General features: G+C 57.1%; 12 protein-coding genes. 2 read left to right on the top strand and 10 right to left on the bottom strand.

The features are described 5' to 3' along the window. Window positions 1-146: 146 nt before the first annotated feature. The 3 genes from rluA to polB form a co-directional block, all read right to left on the bottom strand. Window positions 147-800 (bottom strand): bifunctional tRNA pseudouridine(32) synthase/23S rRNA pseudouridine(746) synthase RluA, encoded by a 654-nt coding sequence (rluA, locus tag ACJY2L_RS10540; protein ID WP_439213746.1) that lies wholly within the window; start codon window positions 798-800, stop codon window positions 147-149. A 36-nt stretch (window positions 801-836) separates the two neighbouring features. After that, a complete protein-coding gene (rapA, locus tag ACJY2L_RS10535; protein ID WP_187485851.1) occupies window positions 837-3743 on the bottom strand; it encodes an RNA polymerase-associated protein RapA in 2907 nt (968 codons plus the stop codon). A 248-nt stretch (window positions 3744-3991) separates the two neighbouring features. Further along, window positions 3992-6352, bottom strand: a complete 2361-nt coding sequence (polB, locus tag ACJY2L_RS10530) for a DNA polymerase II (protein WP_439213621.1) — start codon at window positions 6350-6352, stop codon at window positions 3992-3994. A gap of 188 nt (window positions 6353-6540) precedes the next feature. Between polB and ACJY2L_RS10525 the strand changes: the two genes are divergently transcribed. Next, complete coding sequence (locus tag ACJY2L_RS10525) at window positions 6541-7305, top strand: DedA family protein (RefSeq protein ID WP_067427910.1); 765 nt, start codon at window positions 6541-6543, stop codon at window positions 7303-7305. A 4-nt stretch (window positions 7306-7309) separates the two neighbouring features. Here the strand turns inward: ACJY2L_RS10525 and thiQ are convergent, their stop codons facing one another. The 4 genes from thiQ to sgrR all read right to left on the bottom strand — a co-directional run bounded on the left by thiQ (window position 7310) and on the right by sgrR (window position 12502). Further along, entirely contained in the window at window positions 7310-8011 is a 702-nt protein-coding gene (gene thiQ / locus ACJY2L_RS10520) for a thiamine ABC transporter ATP-binding protein ThiQ (protein ID WP_439213620.1), read from the bottom strand. Further along, window positions 7995-9599: a thiamine/thiamine pyrophosphate ABC transporter permease ThiP gene (gene thiP / locus ACJY2L_RS10515; RefSeq protein WP_439213619.1), complete on the bottom strand. Its 1605-nt coding sequence runs from the start codon at window positions 9597-9599 to the stop codon at window positions 7995-7997. The genes thiQ and thiP overlap by 17 nt, the downstream gene beginning before the upstream one ends. Next, the gene (gene thiB / locus ACJY2L_RS10510) at window positions 9575-10561 is read right to left on the bottom strand and encodes a thiamine ABC transporter substrate binding subunit (protein WP_439213618.1); all 987 of its coding nucleotides are present in this window, start codon (window positions 10559-10561) and stop codon (window positions 9575-9577) included. The genes thiP and thiB overlap by 25 nt, the downstream gene beginning before the upstream one ends. Before the next feature lie 279 nt (window positions 10562-10840). Further along, on the bottom strand, window positions 10841-12502 hold the full coding sequence (sgrR, locus tag ACJY2L_RS10505; RefSeq protein ID WP_439213617.1) for an HTH-type transcriptional regulator SgrR: 1662 nt from the start codon (window positions 12500-12502) through the stop codon (window positions 10841-10843). A 234-nt stretch (window positions 12503-12736) separates the two neighbouring features. Between sgrR and ACJY2L_RS10500 the strand changes: the two genes are divergently transcribed. Continuing rightward, a complete protein-coding gene (locus ACJY2L_RS10500; protein ID WP_439213615.1) occupies window positions 12737-13915 on the top strand; it encodes a sugar efflux transporter in 1179 nt (392 codons plus the stop codon). Between the two features lie 54 nt (window positions 13916-13969). Here ACJY2L_RS10500 and leuD read toward each other — a convergent pair whose 3' ends face one another. Genes leuD through leuB form a run of 3 tightly spaced genes read right to left on the bottom strand, consistent with a single transcriptional unit; the run spans window position 13970 to window position 17079 of the window. Further along, entirely contained in the window at window positions 13970-14575 is a 606-nt protein-coding gene (leuD, locus tag ACJY2L_RS10495; RefSeq protein WP_264289528.1) for a 3-isopropylmalate dehydratase small subunit, read from the bottom strand. 10 nt (window positions 14576-14585) lie between these two features. Next, window positions 14586-15983 (bottom strand): 3-isopropylmalate dehydratase large subunit, encoded by a 1398-nt coding sequence (leuC, locus tag ACJY2L_RS10490; RefSeq protein ID WP_439213614.1) that lies wholly within the window; start codon window positions 15981-15983, stop codon window positions 14586-14588. Between the two features lie 4 nt (window positions 15984-15987). After that, window positions 15988-17079, bottom strand: coding sequence for a 3-isopropylmalate dehydrogenase (gene leuB / locus ACJY2L_RS10485; protein ID WP_439213613.1), 1092 nt, complete (start codon window positions 17077-17079; stop codon window positions 15988-15990). Window positions 17080-17081 lie beyond the last annotated feature (2 nt).

Raw genomic sequence — 17081 nt, 5'->3', positions numbered from 1 at the left:
CGTCTGCGCCAATAACCTCTCCAGCCCCGCAACATTCAATACCCTTTACAATCGTTCTTCCAGGCGCTGCTTATTCACGTTGTTGATGTTGACCGTTTGATATTTAAAAGCATCAAAACCGCCTGCAAGTCACAATCCAAATCCCGTTAAAACTCCGCGGGCTGCCGAAACGTCATCGGCGTGCCATATTGAGGATGGGTAATCGTCAGCATCTCCGCATGCAGCAGCAGACGAGCCGCCATCGCTTTGGCTTCATCGTGGGCATAAAAGCCGTCGCCTAAAATAGGGTGGCCCAGCGCCAGCATATGCACGCGCAGCTGATGAGAGCGGCCGGTGATCGGCGTAAGCTGCACGCTGGCGCTGTTATCATCACGGTATTCCAGCACCTCATATTCCGTTTGCGCCGCTTTACCGGTTTCAAAACAGACTTTCTGTTTTGGCCGATTTGGCCAGTCGCAAATCAGCGGCAGATCGATCACGCCTTTCTCTGCGGCAGGATGTCCCCAGACGCGCGCCTGATAACGCTTGGCGGGTTCACGCTCACGAAACTGCCGCTTCAGCTCACGCTCGGCGGCTTTGGTCAGCGCCACAATAATCACGCCGCTGGTCGCCATATCGAGGCGATGCACCGATTCAGCCGCGGGATAATCGCGCTGAATGCGCGTCATAACGCTATCTTTGTGCTCCGGCTGGCGGCCCGGCACCGAGAGTAATCCGCTGGGCTTGTTGACCACCATGATGTGGTTATCCTGATACAGCACGTGTAGCCAGGGTTCCAGCGGCGGGTTATAGGGTTCCATCATCTTTTCCAGGGGGGCGCCAGGCGCCCCGAATGGTTATTGGTGCGTAACGACAATAAGACGCAGCGCATCGAGTCGCCAGTTGGCTTCGCTGAGCGCAGAGAGCACCTGCTCGCGGTTGCTTTCCAGCGCCTCAATTTCATCCTCACGGATGTTAGGGTTTACTTTTTTCAGCGCGTTAAGCCGCGACAGTTCAGCGCTTAGCTTCTCATCGGCTTCCTGACTCGCCCGGGCAATCAGCGCTCGTGCTTCATCAGCAATGGTTGGCTCCGACAGCTTGATGATTTCGTGCACATCCTGTTGCACGGCATTCACCAGTTTGCTGCCAGTATGACGATTCACCGCGTTGAGCTGGCGGTTAAAGCTCTCAAACTCCACCTTATCGGCGAGGTTAGTGCCTTTACGGTCGATCAGCATACGCACCGGCGTCGGCGGCAGGAAACGCGTCAGCTGCAGCCCTTTAGGCGCCTGCGCTTCAACCACATAAATCATCTCAACCAGCAGAGTACCCACCGGCAACGCTTTGTTTTTCAGCAGGGAGAGTGCACAGCTGCCGGTATCACCAGACAACACCAGATCCAGCCCGTTACGGATGATTGGATGTTCCCAGGTGATGAACTGCGTATCTTCCCGCGACAGCGCCTGCTCACGGTTGAAGGTGATGGTGCAGCCTTCTTCTGGCAGACCCGGGAAATCGGGTACCAGCATGTGATCGGACGGCGTCAGCACAATCAGGTTATCGCTGCGATCATCCTGATTGATACCCACGATATCAAACAGATTCAACGCGAAATTCACCAGATCGGTATCATTGTCCTGCGCGGCAATGCTGTCAGCCAGCGCCAGTGCCTGTTCGCCGCCGTTGGAGTTCAGTTCCAGCAGGCGATCGCGTCCCTGTTCCAGCTGTTGACGCATCGCGTCGTGCTGCTCACGACAGCTAACGATGAAGTCATCCAGACCCTGCGGGTTTTCCGGCGCCGCCAGCATCTCAATCAGCTGCGGATAAACGCTGTCATAAATGGCACGGCCAGTTGGGCAAGTGTGCTCAAAGGCATCCAGCCCTTCGTGATACCAGCGCAGCAGCACGGCCTGCGCGGTTTTCTCAAGATAAGGGACAAAAATCTGGATATCATTTGCCTGACCAATGCGATCCAGACGGCCAATGCGCTGCTCCAGCAGGTCGGGATTAAACGGCAGATCAAACATCACCAGGCTGCTGGCAAACTGGAAGTTACGGCCTTCTGAACCAATCTCAGAGCAGAGCAGCACCTGCGCGCCGTTCTCTTCCGAGGCGAAGTAAGCCGCCGCGCGGTCGCGTTCAATGATCGACAGGCCTTCATGGAATACCGCGGCACGGATACCCTCGCGCTCACGCAGTACCTGCTCCAGCTGCAGCGCAGTGGCCGCTTTGGCACAGATCACCAGCACTTTTTCATCACGGTGGCTGGTCAGATACCCCATCAACCATTCCACGCGCGGATCGAAGTTCCACCAGGTGCCAGTTTCGCCTTCAAACTCCTGATAAATCTGCTCCGGATAAAGCATGTCGCGTGCGCGCTCATCCACCGTTTTACGGGCGCTCATGATGCCGGAGACCTTGATCGCCGTCTGATACTGCGTCGGCAGCGGCAGCAGAATCGGATGCAGTTCGCGCTTTGGAAAGCCTTTAACGCCGTTGCGAGTATTACGGAACAGCACGCGGCTGGTGCCGTGGCGATCCATCAGCATGGCGATCAGCGATTTACGTGCTTCCAGCTTGCCTTCACGGTCGCTGTTCGCCACCTGCAGCAGGGCGGTAATATCTTCTTCGCCCATCAGCGCATTCAGACGATCGAGTTCTTCACTGCCGAGCACGTTATCGGCCAGCAGCAGGCTCACCGCATCAGCGATCGGACGGAAGTTTTTCTGCTCTGCTACAAACTGCTCAAAATCGTGGAAGCGGTTGGGATCGAGCAGACGCAGGCGCGCAAAGTGGCTTTCCATGCCGAGCTGTTCCGGCGTGGCGGTCAGCAGCAACACGGCCGGGATCTGCTCGGCCAGCTGTTCAATCACTTGATATTCACGGCTCGGTTCGCCTTCGCTCCACGCCAGATGATGCGCTTCATCGACCACCAGCAGATCCCATTCCGCATCGGCCAACTGCTCAAGACGCTGTTTGTTGCGACGTACAAAGTCGAGCGAACAGATGATCATCTGCTCGGTATCAAACGGGTTAGCGCTGTCGAGGCGCGCTTCGGCGTAACGGTCGTCGTCAAACAGCGCGAAACGCAGGTTGAAGCGACGCAGCATTTCCACTAGCCACTGATGCTGCAGCGTTTCCGGCACCACGATCAGCACGCGTTCGGCGCGGCCCGCCAGATACTGCTGCTGAATGATCATGCCGGCTTCAATGGTTTTGCCCAAACCCACTTCATCTGCCAGCAGCACGCGCGGTGCGTGGCGACGGCCAACATCGTGTGCGATATGCAGCTGATGCGGAATCAGATTGGTGCGCATGCCACGCAGGCCGCTGGTCGGCAGGCGATACTGCTCGCTGTGATATTTACGGGCGCGAAAACGCAGGGCAAAACGATCCATACGATCGAGCTGGCCGGCAAACAGGCGATCCTGCGGCTTGCTGAACACCAGCTTACTGTCGAGCATCACTTCACGCAGCACGACGCCGGTTTCTGCCGTGTCGAGACGCGTGCCGACATAGCTGACGACCTCATTCTCTTCGAGGACTTCTTCAACTTCCAGCTGCCAGCCTTCATGGCTGGTGACGGTATCACCCGGATTAAACACGACACGGGTCACGGGCGAATCATTTCGGGCATACAGGCGGTTTTCACCGGTTGCGGGGAAGAGCAGGGTCACCATTCGGGCATCCACAGCCACCACGGTTCCCAATCCAAGTTCGCTTTCCGTATCGCTGATCCAGCGTTGACCAAGTTTAAAAGGCATAAATTAGTGGCTCGATTCTCGTCATAAAATGTGTAGGCCGTGATCCGCATCGTTAGCAGCGGACCACGCTGGCGGTGATTTTTTGTCCATCATGGCGCGCAGGGCGCAGTACTGCGGATCTCAATCAGCGGCAGCCTGGCTGCTCACGGGCAATACATTGCCGTCAGGCGGGAAGCCTGGTGAGATGTCAGCGCAGTGAGTTTCAGGAAGGGCGCTATGGTACTGGAAGGCCGTGCTTTCGTCACCTGTCAAAACAGCCCTAACTGACCCGTTATCAATGTAGCAAAGTCATCGCCGACAAAAGGCAGGATGCCATCGGCAACTGGCTGCAGCTGGCGCGTAACGTAGTGATCGTAATCCAGCGGCGTCGTGCGCACCTCCAGCGGCTCCGGGCCCGATGTCGCCATGACATAGCGAATAGAGCCGCCTTTTTGATAACGCAGCGGGCGTCCCAGCTTCTGATTTTGCTCATCCGCAATGCGCGCCGCGCGTACGTGCGGCGGCACGTTTCGTTCATATTCATGCAGCGGGCGGCGCAAACGCTTTTTGTAGACCAGCTCCTCATCCAGCTGACCATCGAGCAGCTGTTGCACGGTTTCAAGAATAAATGCCTGCCAGGGCTGATGAGTAAAAATACGCAGATAGAGCGCTTGCTGAAAGCGTTGCGCCAGTGGCGTCCAGTCGGTGCGTACCGTCTCCAGCCCTTTGAATACCATGCGCTGTTGCGTGCCTTCGCCGGTTAATCCGGCATAGCGTTTTTTGCTGCCCTGTTCCGCACCTCGGATGGTGGGCATCAGGAAGCGGCTAAAATGGGTTTCATATTCCAGCTCCAGCGCGCTGGTCAGGCCATACTTCTCCTGCAGGTGCTGTTGCCACCAGGCATTCACCTTTTGCACCAGCTGCTGCCCAATGTCATTCGCCTGCTGCTCGCTATGCGCCGTCTTCAGCCAGACAAAAGTGGAGTCGGTATCGCCGTAAATCACATCGTAGCCCTGGGCTTCAATCAGCTGCTGCGTCTGGCGCATGATTTCATGGCCACGCAGGGTAATTGAACTGGCCAGTCGTGGATCGAAAAAGCGGCAGGAAGGCGTACCCAGCACGCCATACAGCGCGTTCATAATGATTTTCAGCGCCTGTGATAGCGGTTGATTGCCCTGTTTTTTTGCCGCTTCGCGTCCCTGACCAATCTGCTCAACAATGGCGGGCAGGCAGTGATGCTGGCGCGAGAAGCGTGCGCCGCGAAACCCCTCTATGGATGACGCATCATCAGGATGCGCGAGACCTTCCACCAACCCGATCGGATCGATAAGAAAGGTACGAATAATCGACGGATAAAGGCTTTTATAATCAAGCACCAACACGGAATCATACAGGCCGGGACGTGAATCCATTACGTAGCCGCCGGGGCTGGTTTCCGGTGCCACTTCGCCGATACCCGGTGCCACAAAACCGGCGCGGTGCATACGTGGCATATAAAGGTGGGTAAACGACGCTACCGAACCGCCATGCCGATCGGCAGGCAAGCCGTTTACGCTGGCACGCTCCAGCAAAAAAGGCATGATGGCGGTTTTATGAAAGATGCGCGTGACCAGCTCGCAATCTTTGAGGTTGTAGCGGGCCAGCGCCGGCTTATCTTCGGCAAAGCGCTGGTTGATTTCATTCATGCGCTGCCACGGATTGTCGATCGCTTTGCCGTCGCCCAGCAATTCGCGCGACACCGACTCGAGGCTAAACGAGGCGAAATTCCAGAAGGCGGACTTCAGGGCCTCAATGCCGTCGATAATCAGTCGGCCGATGGCCTGGGCAAAAAAAACGCCGGGCTTAAAGCCGTGTTCGCGCCACTCAAGGGCGGTTTGCTGACGGCCAAGACGCAGCGGAATGGCGTAGCGATCGGCATGCTTTTGCAGCACGCGCAGATCGAACTGGATCACATTCCAGCCGATGAGCACATCAGGATCGTGCTCGGCAAACCAGTGATTGAGCTTTTCCAGCAGCTGCGGCCGCGTAGCGACATACTCCAGTTTGAAATCGAGCATGCTGGCATCGCCATTCTCCGGGCCGAGCATATACACCGTGCGCTGGCCGCAGCCTTCCAGTCCGATGCAGTAGAGATCGCCGTGCTGATTGGTTTCGATATCCAACGACACCCACTTCAGCGGCGGACGATAGCTGGCGCAGGGCTTCACGCGCGCGTCAGTCAGCGTGTCGCGTCCCGGCGTGCCGTCAAACCAGACCGGCGCGGTGATAAAACGCTCCATCAGAAAGCGTTCCGGCGGTTTGATATCCGCTTCGTAAACCGTAATGCCCTGTTCACGCAGCAATTTTTCCAGCCGCTGCAGCTGGCGATATTGCGTGCAGTACAAACCCATAACTGGCTGCTGGCGGAAGTCTTTCAGCGTGAGCGGGGCCAGACGCCACTGCCGTTCGTTGTGCAGCAGTGCTTCTACCTGTGACTGAAAACGCTGCGGAATAAAGGCGACAGACTCCTGCAGCGGCAGCACCAGCCGTTGTGGGCCCGCGTCGGTCGCCAGCCAGAGCACGATCTCGGTGCCTGACGCGGTATCACGCCAGTGACGGGTAAGAACAAAACCTGCACGTGACTGATTCACATGTCGCCCTTTTCTGAAATTAACGCGCTATTTTAGCATGTTTATTTATACAGTTCCGCAGCGGGCGGCGGCTATTTTCTGCACCGCGCGGCCGCTGCGCCTCTGTCAACAATCGCATACAAAACATCCCTTGACGCTATGACGCGCGCTCTGGACAATCCCTGCTCTTGCAAGTAACTGGGAACATTATGGAAGCCTGGCTGGAACAACTGATGGCGCAGTCGATGGGCTGGGCGCTGGTCACGATCGGATTAGTGGCTTTTTTTGAGTCACTGGCGCTGGTTGGCCTTATTCTGCCGGGAACGGTGCTGATGGCGTCGCTGGGCGCACTGATTGGCGGCGGTCACATTAATCTCTATTCTGCCTGGGCTGCCGGTACCGCAGGCTGCTTTCTGGGCGACTGGATCTCCTACTACATCGGCTGGAAGTTCAAGGGGCCGCTGCACCGCTGGCGGTTCCTGAAAAAGCATCAGCGAATGCTGGATAAAACTGAGCATGCGCTGCATGAACACAGCATGTTTACCATTCTGGTAGGGCGTTTTGTCGGGCCGACGCGGCCGCTGATCCCGATGGTCGCAGGCATGCTGGAACTGCCGGTGAGAAAATTCGCGCCGCCAAACATTGTCGGCTGCCTGCTCTGGCCTCCGCTCTATTTTCTACCGGGTATTCTGGCCGGTGTGGCGGTGGATGTGCCGAAAGATGCGCAAAGCGGGCTGTTTAAATGGCTGCTGCTGGGTGTGGCACTGCTGATCTGGCTGGCCGTCTGGCTCTGCTGGCGTTGGTGGCGCGGCGATAAAAAGCGCGACTGGGCCAGCGCCTGGTTACCGGCCGCACGTTTACGCTGGCTGGCGCCGTTAATGATGCTGGCAGCCATCGCCAGTTTCGTGGCGATTCAGTTTCATCCGATGATGCCGATTTTCCGCGATCTGCTATGGAAAGTGTTTATCGGCTAGCAGGTTACCGCCGCGGAATGCCTAATACCGCGGCGGCATCCACTTCACCGCTCAGCAACTGGGCGGTGGCACCTTCCCAGTAAATCTCGCCTTCCACCACCAGCACGCTGCGCGGCGCAATGTGTGCGGCATCTTCAATGCTGTGCGACACCATCAGCAGCGTAATGTTGCGTTCAATAGAGACCGTTTCCACCAGCTGCAGCATCTCTTTACGCAGGGCGGGATCAAGCGCTGAAAAAGGCTCGTCCAGCAGCAGCACCGGCTGCTGACGCACCAGACAGCGGGCCAGCGCCACGCGCTGACGCTGGCCGCCGGAAAGCTGCTCTGGCAACCGATCCATCAACTCGCTCAGGCCGACACGCCGGGCAATATCGTTGCGTGCCTGCTGCTGCGCGGCATCGAGCTTCAGGCCGGGATGCAGGCCGAGCCCAATGTTTTGCGCCACGGTAAGATGTGGAAAAAGATTGTGCTCCTGAAACAGCATCGAAACCGGACGCTGCGCCGGCGCGCTGAACGTATGTTGCTGATGGGCAATCATTAACTCGCCGCTGGAAACCGGCAAAAAACCGGCAATTAAACTCAGCAGCGTGCTTTTTCCGGCACCGCTCGGCCCGAGCACTGCGACCCGCTCGCCCGCCTGCAGGTTGAGGGAAAAGCGCATCGGCAGATGGTTATACAGATAGGTCAGATCAGTCAGTGTCAGCATGGCGTCCAGGCAATCGTTCAATCAGGCTAAACAGGGCAAAACAGAGCAGCAGCAACAACAGGGCGGTGAAGGCACCATCCTGTCCGCGATAGGCGCCAATCTGCTGATAAAGGTAGAAGGGCAGCGTACGGAAATCGGCATTGCCAAACAGCGCGACTACGCCGAAATCGCCAATTGACAGCACGCAGGCAAAAGCCAGCGCCTGCGCCAGCGGACGTTTTAATGCGCGTAGCTCTACCCAGCGCAGCCGATTCCAGCCGCGTATGCCAAGGGAGAGGCAGAGTCGGTTATAGCGTTCGGCCGTATCGCGCATCGGATTTTCCAGCACCTTCATGGCATAAGGAATCGCCATCAATGCATTGGTAAAAATCACGATGCCATCCGCCTGCTGGGGCAAGCCAATGGTGGTGTTGAGCAGCAGGAAAAAACCGGTAGCCAACACGATGCCCGGCATGGCGAGAATCAGCATGCCGCTGAGCTCCAGCGCCTGTCCGGCCAGCAACTGCTGACGCAGGCGCAGCTCGCGGCTGCTCCACAGCAGCATCATGCTCAATACCACCGTCAGCACGCCCGCGGCAACCGCGATGCGCAGCGAGGTCAGGGTAGCCTGCCACAGCGCCGCTTCCGGCAACACGCCTTGCAGCGCGCGGTGTGTGCCATCCGCAATCACCGCCAGCAACGGCGGTAGCAGCAACACCAGTGCGAGCGTAATCAGCACCGTATCCGCCAGCCGGGCGGGCCAGCTGTCATGCGGATCGCGCCAGCCGTTTAGCTGCCGTGTGCCTGAGGGGATGACTTTGCTCAGTCGCTGACTGAGCATCACTAATCCCAGACAACAGAACATCTGAATCAGCGACAGCAGCGCCGCTTTACCTGGATCGTAGTCGAAGCTGAGCGCCTGAAAAATCGCCAGTTCAATGGTGGTCGCGCGTGGTCCGCCACCCAACGACAATACGGTGGCAAAACTGGCAAAGCAGAGCATGAAAATCAGCGCGGCGGCAGGAAACAGCGCGCGACGCAGCCAGGGCCACTCCAGCAGATAAAAATGATTCCAGCCGCGCATGCCGAGCTGTGCCGCCAACTGGCGCTGTTCACCGGGAATCTGCTCAAGCGCCTGCAACAGCAGCCGGGTCGCCAGCGGCAAATTAAAGAAAACGTGCGCCAGCAGGATGCCGGTCAGGCCGTAGGGCGAAAAGGTGTAATTTATGCCCAGCCAGTGGCAGATCGTCGCCAGCCAGCCTGCGCGGCCATACACGCTGAGAATGCCAAACACCGCCACCAGTACCGGTAGCACCAGCGTCATTGCGCATAATCGCAGCAGCAGCAGACGGCCAGGAAAGCGCCGTCGCCACAGCGCTCTTGCCAGAAAAATCGCGGGTAGGACGGAGAACAGCGCCGACAATGAAGCCTGCCAGAAAGAGAACAGCAGCACATGTTGCAGGTAGTCATCGTTGAGCAGCGCCCGCCAGTCGATAGCGGGCGCGCTATACCATAACGCACCAAAGGCGAGCAGGGCGACCGCCAGCAGAAGCGCCGCCGCACTGCCGCCCGGCAGCAGCCAGCTTAGCGACTGACGGCGCGTTGCCATTCGGCTATCCATTGCGCACGGTGATCGGCGACCTCTTTCGCCGAGTAGCTCAGCGCCGTTTTCGGCACGGTTAGCTGTTCAAAGCCCGCCGGCAGCGGGGTTTTATCCACTGGATACATCCAGTTACCGGTGGCGACAGTCTGCTGGAAAGGCGCGCTTACCATAAACTGCAGGAACTGTTTCGCCAGTTCAGGCTGTTTGCTGGCGTTAAGGCGCGCGGCCACTTCCACCTGTAAATAGTGGCCTTCGGCAAAGTTAGCCGCGGCGTACTGGGTTTTCTTCTCTTCAATCAGATGATAAGCGGGCGAAGTGGTATAGCTCAGCACCAGGTCGCCTTCTCCTTTCAGAAAGAGACCATAGGCTTCGCTCCAGCCTTTAGTGACCGTGACCGTTTTCTGCGCCAGCTGTTGCCACGCCTGCGGTGTCCGATCGCTGAACACTTTTTGCATCCACAGCAGTAAGCCTAATCCCGGCGTGCTGGTGCGCGGATCTTCATAAATGACCCGCCATTTTTGATCGCTCTCCACCAGCTCTTTCAGGCTGGCAGGCGGGTTTTTCAGGCGCGTTTTGTCATACACGAAAGCGAAGTAGCCGTAATCAAAAGGCACGAACGTACTGTCGTGCCAGCCACCCGGTACGGTGAGTGCCGAGCTGTCGACGTCGCTTTTGGCAAACAATCCGGTTTGCTGAGCCGCCTGTAGCAAATTGTTATCCAGCCCCAGCACCACATCGGCTTTGCTGTTTTTACCTTCCATACGCAGACGATTCAGCAACGAAACGCCATCTTCCAGCGCCACAAATTTAAGCTCGCAGCCGCATTGCGCTTCAAATGCCTTTTTTACCGCCGGGCCGGGGCCCCATTCAGAGGCGAAAGAGTCGTAGGTATAGACGGTGAGAACGGGTGTCGCGGCCAGCGCCGGCGTGGATAACAGCAGCAGGACAGGTAAGACTTTTTTTAACACTTTGCGCTCCTGGGAAGGATAATTTATGAGTCGCAAAGGATCTGAGGGACGCTCACTCTCAAATCCCTACGCCGGGGTTAACCGGATCAGGTTCGACGGGTCTTTCTCAGCGACTTTATACTTGCTGCGCAGGCGTTGATCCTGTGCCGGGCAGTGCTCAAAATCCTCACGTACTATTGTACGCTGCGGTTTCTGCGCGCTGTCCGGCGGTATCAGCAAAGTGGTCGCACCCCGTTGAGAACGGCTTATTCTAGACAGAATACCCGGGTTACGAAAGGGTTAGAGGTCCGGCGGTGCAAACCAGGCCGATTTGAAATCGAACCAGCCCAGCGTGTTCATCCGTACACCGCGCATGCTGCGTTCGCCTTCCAGTAGCAGCCAGTGATGAAACAGCGGATGTAACGAATAATCGGCTACGCGCTGTCGACACCACTCCGCCAGCGGCAGCTGCTGCGATCGCCAGCGCGCAGCGTCGGCGTCCCAGTCGATATCAATGCAGTGATGCAGTAACGGAATCTCATAAAGCAGGGCGAACAGCGAATATTCAAGCGGCAGGGTAAAATTGGCGCTGCCTAACCAGATGTCGCTCTCTGCTTCGCCGCGATACCAGCTTTCATAATCGACCTGCTGCGTGACCAGCTCCACACCCTCGGCAGCCAGCAAGGGTTGCAGCGTATTCGCGATCGCCTGATGCTCAACGTGATCTTTGTACCAGGTGAGCACCAGACGAGTGAGCCCGGCGGGTTTAATCACGTTGATGCGTTCCGGCCGATGATGCCAGCGTGGCAAAACGCCCCACGCCGGAAACCAGTAACGCTGATAGCCCGGCTCGGAATGATTGAGCAGCGCAACCGGGTTGCACAGATGACTGAGCCAGCGCCGTATCTCCGGATCACGGCCTGTATTACTGCGTTGATCGAACAGCAAAAAGTAGCATCCCTCTTCCAGACGGCTCTCCCGGGATTTTTCCGCCTGGGTTTCGCCCTCCAGTTTTACCCCGGCATAAACCAGATCGTCGGTAATCTCAGGCAGGACCCAGATCGCGACCTCGTCGATCAGCGCACGATAGCCAAAATAGTCGTCGAAAGCCTGAATTTTCAGCTGCGTGGCTTGATTATCCACCACCGCGTAAGGCCCGGTGCCGATCGGCTGGCGAGCAAAATTGGGCAGCGTTGGCCACTCTTCCGGCAGAATCATGGCACCGATACTGGCGGTCAGGCAGGGCAGCCAGCTGTCGGGCTGGCTAAGATGAATATCCAGCGTCCAGGGCGCCACAGATTCAATCTTTTGCAGGTGAGAATAGAGCGGCTGCGTGCTGACACGTTGCAGAGAAACAATCACATCCTGCATGGTCAGTTCACGACCGTGATGAAAGTGGATCGCCGGACGCAGATAGAACCGCCAGTGCAGCGGAGAAATTTGCTGCCAGTGATGGGCAATGTCCGCTTCGATTTCCCCGTTTTCCTCATTTATGCGCGTCAGCCCGCTAAAGATCTGTCTTGCAAGATGGGTTTCCGAGCGGCGGAGCGGGGCGCCAGGCAGCAGATTGAGCAGGGAACGGTAGTAGAGAATGCGCAGGATATGCTTCCCCTGACGAAAGCGTCGGCCCAGATGAGAAGCGATCATCTGTCGCACTCGATCCTTGTCGCCAACCAGTTGCACCAGCTGATCGATGCGATCCTGATCCAGCAGATCTTCCACCCGCTGCTGCTGCAGCGTTAGCCCGGTATAGAGGAAACGCAGCTGTGAACGTTTGCCGCGTCCTGCTTCCGCCTGCCATTCAAGCCAGCCGGCAGCCTGCATGGCATTTAACAGGTTACGCATATGACGACGCGAACAGTTCAGCTGCAGCGCCAGATCGTTCAGGGTGGTGGCCTGCGTTTCTCCCTGACAACATTGCCAGAGCCGGATGAACTGCTGCTGAAGCCGCGACGATGACATAAAAGAGGAACTCCTTGTCAAAACTGCTCTGTTTTTGTTGCCCCATATTACGGGCATACTGTTTATCAATGGAAGAGCGGGAGACCTTTGCCTGGCAAATGGCGCTCAACCATTATTATTCTGAGTAGGGTGCACTTACACCGCCAGCGCGCGTTATGCCTGCTGGCTTTTTTTATTTTGCTGTGCTTTCTTTTACGCTTACCTGCTTGTCTTCTTATCCGTGAAGGATCCCTGATGAAATCCTTGTTAACGCGCCAGCGCCGCATCAATCCGGTCTATGCGGCGTTTATGGCTGTCTCTTTTATGGTGGGAGTTGCCGGGGCGCTACAGGCGCCAACGCTCAGCCTGTTTCTGGCGCGTGAAGTTGATGTGCGTCCTTTCTGGATCGGTCTGTTCTATACCGTTAACGCCGTTGCGGGCATTGCTGTCAGCCTGCTGCTGGCCAAACGATCGGATAACCGCGGCGATCGTCGCATGCTGATTCTGTTCTGCTGCGTGATGGCGCTGATTAACGCCGTGCTGTTCGCTTTTAACCGCGACTACCTGACGCTGATTACCATCGGCGTATTTCTCTCGGCGCTGGCCAGCGTGGCGATGCCGCAAATTTTTGCCCTGGCGCGTGAATATGCTGACAGTTCGGCGCGCGAAGTGGTGATGTTCAGTTCCATCATGCGCGCCCAGCTTTCGCTCGCCTGGGTTATCGGTCCACCGTTGTCTTTTGCGCTGGCGCTGCATTACGGCTTTACCACCATGTTTCTGGTGGCTGCCGGGCTGTTTGTCATCTGCCTGCTGCTGATCTGGCTGGCGCTGCCGTCGGTGCCACGGGTGGTGCAATCGCCCGAAGTGGTGCTGACGCAAATCAGCGCCTGGCGCGATAAAGATGTTCGCCTGCTGTTCCTCGCGTCGGTGATTATGTGGAGCTGCAATACCATGTATATCATTGATATGCCGCTCTATATCAGCAGCACGCTTGGCCTGCCTGACAATCTTGCGGGCTTACTGATGGGCACCGCCGCCGGACTGGAAATTCCCGCCATGTTGTTGGCGGGCCATTATGTCAAACGCGTGGGCAAACGACGCATGATGCTGATCGCGGTGGCAGCAGGGGTGCTGTTTTATCTCGGCCTGGTGCTGTTTCAGTCGCGCACCATGCTGATGGTGATTCAGATATTTAATGCGATTTTCATCGGTATTATTGCCGGAATTGGCATGCTCTATTTTCAGGATTTGATGCCGGGCAGGCCGGGCGCCGCCACTACGCTGTTTACCAACAGCATCTCTACCGGCGTTATTCTGGCGGGGATTATTCAGGGCGGGCTGGCAGAAACCTTTGGCCATTACGCGGTGTATTGCGTGGCGCTGGCACTGTCGATAGTGTCATTCTGGTTGTCGACGCGCGTTCGCGATGTGTGATCGCAGGCGATAAAAAAGGCCGGCATATGCCGGCCTTTTTTATGCGGCTCACACTCAGCGCAGGAACGCGGGCTGATTGTGCTCGTAGCTGTCGATGGCAGCGTTATGCTGCAACGTCAGACCAATGCTGTCGAGGCCGTTGATCATGCAGTGGCGGCGGAAGGCATCAAGATCAAACGCATAGGTCTTATCACCCGCCGTCACCGTTTTCGCTTCCAGATCCACGGTAAAACGAATGCCAGGCTGCGCCTTCACCAGCTGAAACAACGTCTCAACGTCCTCTTCGCTCAGCACCACCGGCAGCAGTTGGTTGTTGAAGCTGTTGCCATAAAAGATGTCGGCAAAGCTCGGCGCAATCACCACGTGAAAACCGAAGTCGGTCAGCGCCCAGGGCGCATGCTCACGTGAGGAGCCACAGCCAAAGTTTTCCCGCGCCAGCAGGATACTGGCGCCTTTGAATTCAGGCTTATTCAGCACAAATTCCGGATTAGGCTGCTGTCCGGCATCATCAAGAAAGCGCCAGTCGTTGAACAGATGCTGACCGAAACCGGTGCGCGTTACCTTCTGCAAAAACTGCTTGGGAATAATGGCATCGGTATCGACGTTAGCGGCATCCAGCGGGGCGACAATACCGGTGTGTTGCGTAAATTTCTTCGCCATGAGACGTTCCTTAATTCAGTTCGCGAATGTCGGCAAAATGGCCGGTAACAGCTGCTGCTGCGGCCATCGCCGGGCTGACCAGATGCGTACGGCCGCCACGGCCCTGACGGCCTTCAAAGTTACGGTTGCTGGTGGAGGCACAGCGTTCGCCGGGATTCAGACGATCGTTGTTCATCGCCAGGCACATTGAGCAGCCAGGCAGACGCCATTCAAAACCGGCATCAAGGAAGATCTTATCCAGGCCTTCCTGTTCAGCCTGCGCTTTAACCGGGCCGGAACCGGGCACCACCATTGCGACCACGCCCGCTGCCACTTTACGGCCTTTGGCGATCGCCGCCGCGGCACGTAAATCTTCGATGCGTGAGTTGGTGCACGAACCGATAAACACTTTATCGATAGCAACGTCGGTCAACCGAATGCCTGGCTGCAGATCCATATAGGCCAGCGCTTTCTCAGCGGAGGCGCGCTCAACCGGATCGGCGAAAGAGGCGGGGTTAGGAATCGGCTGGTTTACGGCAATGACCTGACCCGGGTTCGTGCCCCAGGTCACCTGTGGCGCGATATCCGCAGCCTGCAGGGTGACAACGCTGTCAAATTGCGCATCGCTGTCCGATTTCAGCGTGCGCCAGTAGGCGACTGCCTGCTCCCATTTTTCGCCTTTTGGTGCGAACTGACGGCCCTGCAGATACGCAAACGTGGTTTCATCCGGCGCCACCAGGCCCGCTTTGGCGCCCATTTCAATCGCCATGTTGCACAGCGTCATACGGCCTTCCATGCTCAGCGCTTCAATCGCTTCGCCACAGAACTCCACCACGTGACCGGTACCGCCAGCGCTGCCGGTTTTGCCGATGATTGCCAGCACGATATCTTTGGCGGTAATGCCTTCAGCCGCCTGACCGGTGACTTCGATTTTCATCGTCTTCGCCCGGCCCTGCTTCAGCGTCTGCGTCGCCAGCACATGTTCCACTTCCGAGGTGCCGATACCAAACGCCAGCGAGCCAAACGCGCCGTGGGTGGCGGTGTGTGAATCGCCGCACACAATAGTCATGCCGGGCAGAGTCATGCCTTGCTCAGGACCGATCACATGCACGATGCCCTGAAACGGGTGATTCAGATCATACAACTGCACGCCAAAGTCAGCGCAGTTCTTGATCAGTTCCTGCATCTGAATACGCGCCATCTCGCCCGAAGCGTTGATGTCTTTGGTTTGCGTCGACACGTTGTGATCCATGGTGGCGAACGTTTTCGATGGCTGACGCACCTTGCGGCCATGGGCGCGCAGGCCGTCAAACGCCTGTGGCGAGGTGACTTCGTGCACCAGATGACGATCGATATAGAGCAACGGCGTTTCGTTTGGGGTTTCATGAACGACATGTGCATCAAATAACTTCTGGTATAAGGTTTTCATTATTTTATTTTTCCTCGGCGATAAAGCGAGCAATGATGCTGCCCATCTCATCGGTGCTCACGGCAGGGCCGTCACCGGCCAAATCGCGGGTACGGTACCCTTGTTCCAGCGCACGATTGATGGCGTGTTCAATCGCATTTGCGGCATCGGCAGCGTCCAGGCTGTAGCGTAACAGCAGCGCCAGCGACAAGATTTGCGCTACCGGGTTAGCAATATTCTGGCCGGCAATGTCTGGTGCCGAACCGCCCGCAGGCTCGTATAAACCAAAACCCTGCTCGTTCAGACTGGCTGATGGCAGCATGCCCATCGAGCCGGTGATCATGGCGCACTCATCAGACAGGATATCGCCAAACAGGTTAGAGCAGAGCAGGACGTCAAACTGCGACGGATCCTTGATTAACTGCATGGTGGCATTGTCGATATACATATGGCTTAACTGCACGTCGGCATACTCTTTCGCAATCTCGTTAACGATTTCGCGCCACATCACCGACGTTTGCAGCACGTTGGCTTTGTCAATTGAGGTCACTTTGCTGCGGCGTTTACGGGCGGACTCAAACGCGATACGCGCAATGCGCTCAATTTCAAAACGATGATACACCTCGGTATCAAAAGCGCGCTCGTGCGGACCGGTACCTTCACGGCCTTTGGGCTGGCCAAAGTAGATGCCGCCGGTTAATTCGCGTACGCACAGAATATCGAAGCCTTTGGCGGCGATATCGCTGCGCAGCGGGCAAAATGCTTCCAGACCTTTATACAGCGACGCCGGACGCAGATTACTAAACAGCTTAAAGTGTTTACGTAACGGCAGCAGGGCGCCACGCTCCGGTTGTTCTGCCGGTGGCAAATGTTCCCATTTCGGGCCACCCACGGAACCAAACAGAATGGCGTCGGCCTGTTCACAACCTGCGATGGTGGCCGGTGGCAGCGGCTGGCCGTGACGATCGATGGCGATGCCGCCCACATCATATTCGCTGGTGGTGATGCGCATGCCAAAACGCTGACGAAGGGCATCCAGCACTTTGCTGGCCTGCGCCATCACTTCTGGTCCAATGCCGTCTCCCGGTAATACCGCGATATGATAACTTTTTGACATGT

It is taken from the genome of Duffyella sp. Ts4 (genome assembly GCF_051851875.1).
Classification (GTDB): Bacteria; Pseudomonadota; Gammaproteobacteria; order Enterobacterales; family Enterobacteriaceae; genus Duffyella; species Duffyella gerundensis.
This window is presented reverse-complemented; position numbering and strand designations above follow the sequence as displayed.

What these genes read in the sequence shown, in the direction of transcription:
- rluA (WP_439213746.1), bottom strand. Translation starts at nt 800, where the DNA reads ATGGAACCCTATAACCCGCCGCTGGAACCCTGGCTACACGTGCTGTAT.
- rapA (WP_187485851.1), bottom strand. Translation starts at nt 3,743, where the DNA reads ATGCCTTTTAAACTTGGTCAACGCTGGATCAGCGATACGGAAAGCGAA.
- ACJY2L_RS10525 (WP_067427910.1), top strand. Translation starts at nt 6,541, where the DNA reads ATGGAAGCCTGGCTGGAACAACTGATGGCGCAGTCGATGGGCTGGGCG.
- thiQ (WP_439213620.1), bottom strand. Translation starts at nt 8,011, where the DNA reads ATGCTGACACTGACTGATCTGACCTATCTGTATAACCATCTGCCGATG.
- thiP (WP_439213619.1), bottom strand. Translation starts at nt 9,599, where the DNA reads ATGGCAACGCGCCGTCAGTCGCTAAGCTGGCTGCTGCCGGGCGGCAGT.
- sgrR (WP_439213617.1), bottom strand. Translation starts at nt 12,502, where the DNA reads ATGTCATCGTCGCGGCTTCAGCAGCAGTTCATCCGGCTCTGGCAATGT.
- ACJY2L_RS10500 (WP_439213615.1), top strand. Translation starts at nt 12,737, where the DNA reads ATGAAATCCTTGTTAACGCGCCAGCGCCGCATCAATCCGGTCTATGCG.
- leuD (WP_264289528.1), bottom strand. Translation starts at nt 14,575, where the DNA reads ATGGCGAAGAAATTTACGCAACACACCGGTATTGTCGCCCCGCTGGAT.
- leuC (WP_439213614.1), bottom strand. Translation starts at nt 15,983, where the DNA reads ATGAAAACCTTATACCAGAAGTTATTTGATGCACATGTCGTTCATGAA.
- leuB (WP_439213613.1), bottom strand. Translation starts at nt 17,079, where the DNA reads ATGTCAAAAAGTTATCATATCGCGGTATTACCGGGAGACGGCATTGGA.